Genomic DNA, 4,434 nt, shown 5'->3' with positions numbered 1-4,434 from the left:
CCAATCGGTTAGCATTGAAGAAGTTTCAGTATATCCTACTCTTTCTTGTCTTTCGTACCAAGCTTGTGTTCTGAGATGGAGAGCTTTATTGTCAACCAATCTTACACAGCCCAAAGTGCGCCGCAATAGCGACTCTTGTTCTGGTGTGGGGTAAAATCGGTAGCGATAGCTTTTCCATGTCTCACATTTTAGCATATATTTCGTAAACGATGCTCATATTTAACAGTAAAGCCGTCGTAGAACGACGGGGTTTCAGACCCAAAATTTTCGATGACACCACATCCGTTTTTAGGCTCTCACTTTTGGCGGATTATTAATGTAATGTTAATTGAGCTTAGAAAGAGATAAATCAATGACGGTATCCTATGAGCAAGACTTTCGACTTTAGGACGAACAAATGGCTGATTTAGGCGTTGCTGATTTGAGTCTTCACCCCGACATTTGAGATAAAATGCCTCTTAAGCTTAACTACTATAAGAATTCATCTTTCTATCGTATTGAGGACGACAGGGACTGCCCCAAGCGACCTTTTGAGCGGGAATATCGGCAAATACGCTACTTCTTGCCCCAATAACAACATTAGAGCCAATTTTTACCCCCGGAGCCAGGAAACAATCGGCCGCGATCCAAGTACCATTACCAATGAGGATGGGAGTGGTTTTTAAGCCAAAAGAGCGATCGCAGGGATCGTGACTGCCAGTGCAGAGATAGCATTTTTGAGAAATCACACAATGACTGCCGATGGTAACGTTATCTAAACTATAAATCACCACATCATCGCCAATCCAAGTATAATCGCCGATCGCCACTTTCCAAGGATAAGAAACCCTTGCCGTCGGGCGAATTTTCACCCCAAGGCCGATTTTAGCCCCGAATAGTCGCAAAATAGCGCAGCGAAAGCTATCCATCTGGTGCAAACTAAGGGGGAAAAGAATCCCCTGTACTAACCACCAAAGTAGGATAATTGGATTAGAACGACCGCGATCGAACCAAGATTGATCGTAGGTACGCAGATCTAGCCACGCTTCCTCATCGGTGCGGATTTCTGGGGACATAGGACTTATTTAATCATTTCTGCGGGTTGAGGTTCCGAGGGTTTAACCGGGGGATTAGCCTGGGCATTAACGTTTAATTTACCGCCAAATTGCCGTAATTCGTACAATTTAACCCCTATTTGGTATTCGTACTGACTCAAAAGACGACCGTAGATATAACCGGCTTTGCCATCCAAGAAACCGAGACGGATAACATAAAAGAGAATAAAGCGCAGCAGCGGTTTAAAGGGCAGTTTTACCCAAATTTTCTTTAAAAAACGTTTTCTCTGCACCGCATCACCGAACAGGTTCGCTCCGATCGTGCCGCTTTCGTCATTACCCGTGAGAATATTGTAATAAACCCGCGCCTCCCAGTTGGAATAACGATTATGTCTTTCTAACCAATGATAGATATCGCGGAAATCGATGTGCAGCATATCATTTTTCAGATATCCCACCTTGCCATCAAGGATAACGTGTTCATGAACTTCGTTATCTCCCGTGTTGGGGATATCTTCCGTGTTTAAATTCTCGTATCTGCCCGACTTATGTTTAAATAAACGCAGATTCCAGTCGGGATACTTGCCACCATAACGGATCCACTGTCCGAGGAAGAAGACGCGACGATTGAGATAATAACCGTTATAGTCGGGATCTTGGATCACGGTGGCGATTTCGTCCCATAGTTCGGGGGTGATTCTCTCATCACAATCGACGATTAATACCCATTGATTGCGAAAAGGCAGATTATCGAGGGACCAGTTTTTCTTTTTCGGCCAACGACCATTAAAATAAAATTGGACTACATTAGCCCCATAGTTGGTAGATATTTCGATCGAGCGATCGCTACTTTGGGAATCGACGACAAACACTTCATCAGCCCTAGCAACACTCTCTAAACAGGCGGGAAGGTTAGATTCCTCGTTTTTGGCGGGAATTAACACCGAAACGGGAATTTTTTCTGATTGACTAAACATTGGTACACTGTGGCTAGGTAGAGTGTTCGCACCTTTCCTTAAAACCCTTAGTTACTCAGAAAGCGAGAACTAGGACTTAAGATTTTTTTCAATCATACTATACCTTATTCGGTTTTTTCTGTCATTGTGCTGCTCTTCTCCCTAAATTTCTAACTGCGAAATAGACGGCTATACTGGGTTTCGTGGTTCATACTGGCAAAACTTAGCCCCCAACTCCAACTACTCAGGTTTTCATCGGCTAAACTGATAATATCTGCTGTTGCTGTTAATAAACTGGGCTGTAAACCGATCAGAAGTGCTTGTCCTGGGGTTTGCCCAAGGGGAATTAAACGCAGTCCTGCATTGATTAAATTACTTGCCCAACTGTGTAAATAGCCTAAAACCGCTAATTCTTGGCCAATTTGCCAATGACTTGCCCCGATCGCAAAAGCGGTGGCATAATTAGCCTGTTCTGGTAGATTATCTCTGGCCGGTGCTAACTCCCGCAATAAGTTTAACAGCGATCGCCCCATTTGCCAGCTTTGCTGTCTTAATTCGGCTGTTTCCCGCGTTGCCGATAACCAGTTATCCCAATAATTAAGTTTTGTAAAATCCTCTTGACAAAAACAACGATATACCCTTAGCAAAACAGCCGTTTCTAAGCGAATCGAGCCTTGACAAAGCGATCGCTCTAACCAATCATTTAAGCTGGCACTATTAGAGATAATCCCCTTTTCGACGAGGGTTTCTAGCCCTTCGGAATAACTATAGGCCCCCACGGGTAAAATGGGACTAGCCAATTGTAATAAACACAAAAGTTCTTTTTGATTGAGCATAGAAAACCGAGAAAATTGTCCTTAACACAATTAGGGAAACCCTTGGCACTTCGGTATGTAGATCGGTAGAAAGCGGCACTCTGTGAATTATACCGTGGTTAATAGCCACAATTATAAACTACTATACTTATGTCCTCACGAGAACAGCATTTTCTGAAAATAAATCTTGTCGTTCTCCTCTTGATTTTAGCTTTGATTGCTGGGGTTGATCGGGAAAAATTACACTCTAGTCTTTTATTTTATCCTCCCGCTACTCCCCCAACTCCGCTCGCTGGTTTATTAACCCATTCTTTTCAATTGCTTTGTTGTCTGCCCCCGATTGTTTGCCTTTTTAGTTATACTTTGTTGTCCCGCAAGGCAAGTTTCAATAATTCTCGCCATTTTTTACTTGTTTCTGGCATAATAACGGGACTTTTTGCCATCAATGAAATCTTCAGAATTCATATTATTCTCCTCTATTTTAATATTCCCAAATTCTTGACTATCTCCGTTTATGCCCTCGCAATTCTGATTTATGGTTTAGCATTTTGGCGGCGAATAAGACAAACTTATTACCAAATTTTAATCATCGCTTTAGCACTTTTAACTTTGGCAATCGCTATCGATTTTCTCCAGATTAAAAATCAAGGTTTTGCTAGTCTAAGTGAAGGAATTCCTAAACTGTTAAGTGCTGTGAATCTAGCTGGCTATTTTTGGGATGTATGTTTTCAAGAAATTTCCGCCCAGATCAAATCCCAATAAATTATCCATTCATCTGTTTAACCAGATGTAAAATTTCGGGAAGAATCAGTTTTTCTAGGGCTAATTTAACGGCATTAGTGGAACCGGGGAGAGAAAAGACTAATAAGTTTTGATAAACCCCAGCTATTGCCCTTGATGCCATGGCACGGGAGCCAATTTCCTGATAGCTGAGATAACGAAATAATTCGCCAAAACCGGGCAAAGTAATCCTTAATAAAGGTACTAAAGCATCATAGGTATTGTCTCTGGGAGCAATACCCGTACCCCCATTGAGAATTAAGACTTTTATCTGATTTTGATTACTAATCTCTGGTAAGATTGCTTGAATTTGTAAGGGTTGATCGGGGATAATTAAGTATAGGCCGATATCATGACCCGATCGAGTTAGTAACTCTTGAATTATTTGGCCACTCCTATCCGTCTCTGGGGTACGAGTATCGCTCACCGTGACTACGGCACAGGTAAGGTTAAGGGGGGCGGTGTCGGGATGGGGATTGACACTCCCGTCACTAAAAGCGAGGGATTCTTGGTTCATCGAGTTTCCTTAATCTGACAGGACGTATCCAACATTCGCCAGAGGGCCTCCTTGGGGCAAGGGGGGGTCAGACGATTTAATCTTTTTTCTGCCTGGCGATAGTATTGCGGTATTTCTACCGTTTCCCCATCACTATTAGCGTAGAAAACTTTTAAGCCTACATCCAATCCTACACATCTTTTAGTCGGTCTTAAGGGTTTTGCCTATTCCCGAATATCAACGCTAAGGCAGAATTGGACATAGTAACCGTCTGCTCGTTTAACAATCCTAACTCGTTTAATTTGGTCTATAGGGTAAAAGTTTAAGTCTCTAGTTCCTTTCAGTTTAACCGT

The 4,434-nt window shown here is 42.4% G+C and carries 6 protein-coding genes and 1 pseudogene; 1 reads left to right on the top strand and 6 read right to left on the bottom strand.

The features are described 5' to 3' along the window. The 4 genes from IM509_RS07135 to IM509_RS07120 all read right to left on the bottom strand — a co-directional run. The coding region (locus tag IM509_RS07135; RefSeq protein WP_272079470.1) for a helix-turn-helix domain-containing protein at nt 1-195 on the bottom strand (195 nt) is incomplete at its 3' end. 269 nt (nt 196-464) lie between these two features. After that, nucleotides 465-1,055, bottom strand: coding sequence for a hormogonium polysaccharide biosynthesis acetyltransferase HpsU (gene hpsU, locus IM509_RS07130; RefSeq protein WP_052276972.1), 591 nt, complete (start codon nt 1,053-1,055; stop codon nt 465-467). 5 nt (nt 1,056-1,060) lie between these two features. Then, entirely contained in the window at nt 1,061-2,011 is a 951-nt protein-coding gene (locus IM509_RS07125) for a glycosyltransferase family 2 protein (RefSeq protein WP_052276971.1), read from the bottom strand. Nucleotides 2,012-2,160: 149 nt separating this feature from the next. Continuing rightward, the gene (locus IM509_RS07120) at nt 2,161-2,826 is read right to left on the bottom strand and encodes an urease accessory protein UreF (protein WP_185237229.1); all 666 of its coding nucleotides are present in this window, start codon (nt 2,824-2,826) and stop codon (nt 2,161-2,163) included. Nucleotides 2,827-2,955: 129 nt separating this feature from the next. Between IM509_RS07120 and IM509_RS07115 the strand changes: the two genes are divergently transcribed. Continuing rightward, nucleotides 2,956-3,567: a DUF8692 domain-containing protein gene (locus IM509_RS07115; protein ID WP_052276969.1), complete on the top strand. Its 612-nt coding sequence runs from the start codon at nt 2,956-2,958 to the stop codon at nt 3,565-3,567. A gap of 1 nt (nt 3,568) precedes the next feature. Here the strand turns inward: IM509_RS07115 and IM509_RS07110 are convergent, their stop codons facing one another. After that, nucleotides 3,569-4,102, bottom strand: coding sequence for a MogA/MoaB family molybdenum cofactor biosynthesis protein (locus IM509_RS07110; RefSeq protein ID WP_004159364.1), 534 nt, complete (start codon nt 4,100-4,102; stop codon nt 3,569-3,571). Between the two features lie 68 nt (nt 4,103-4,170). Further along, nucleotides 4,171-4,434, bottom strand: a pseudogene (locus tag IM509_RS07105) (hypothetical protein); the annotation flags it as partial.

It is taken from the genome of Microcystis sp. M31BS1, from assembly GCF_020245285.1.
GTDB lineage: Bacteria > Cyanobacteriota > Cyanobacteriia > Cyanobacteriales > Microcystaceae > Microcystis > Microcystis panniformis.
Note: the sequence above shows the minus strand (reverse complement) of the source record. Positions and strands in the feature narration are given on the sequence as shown.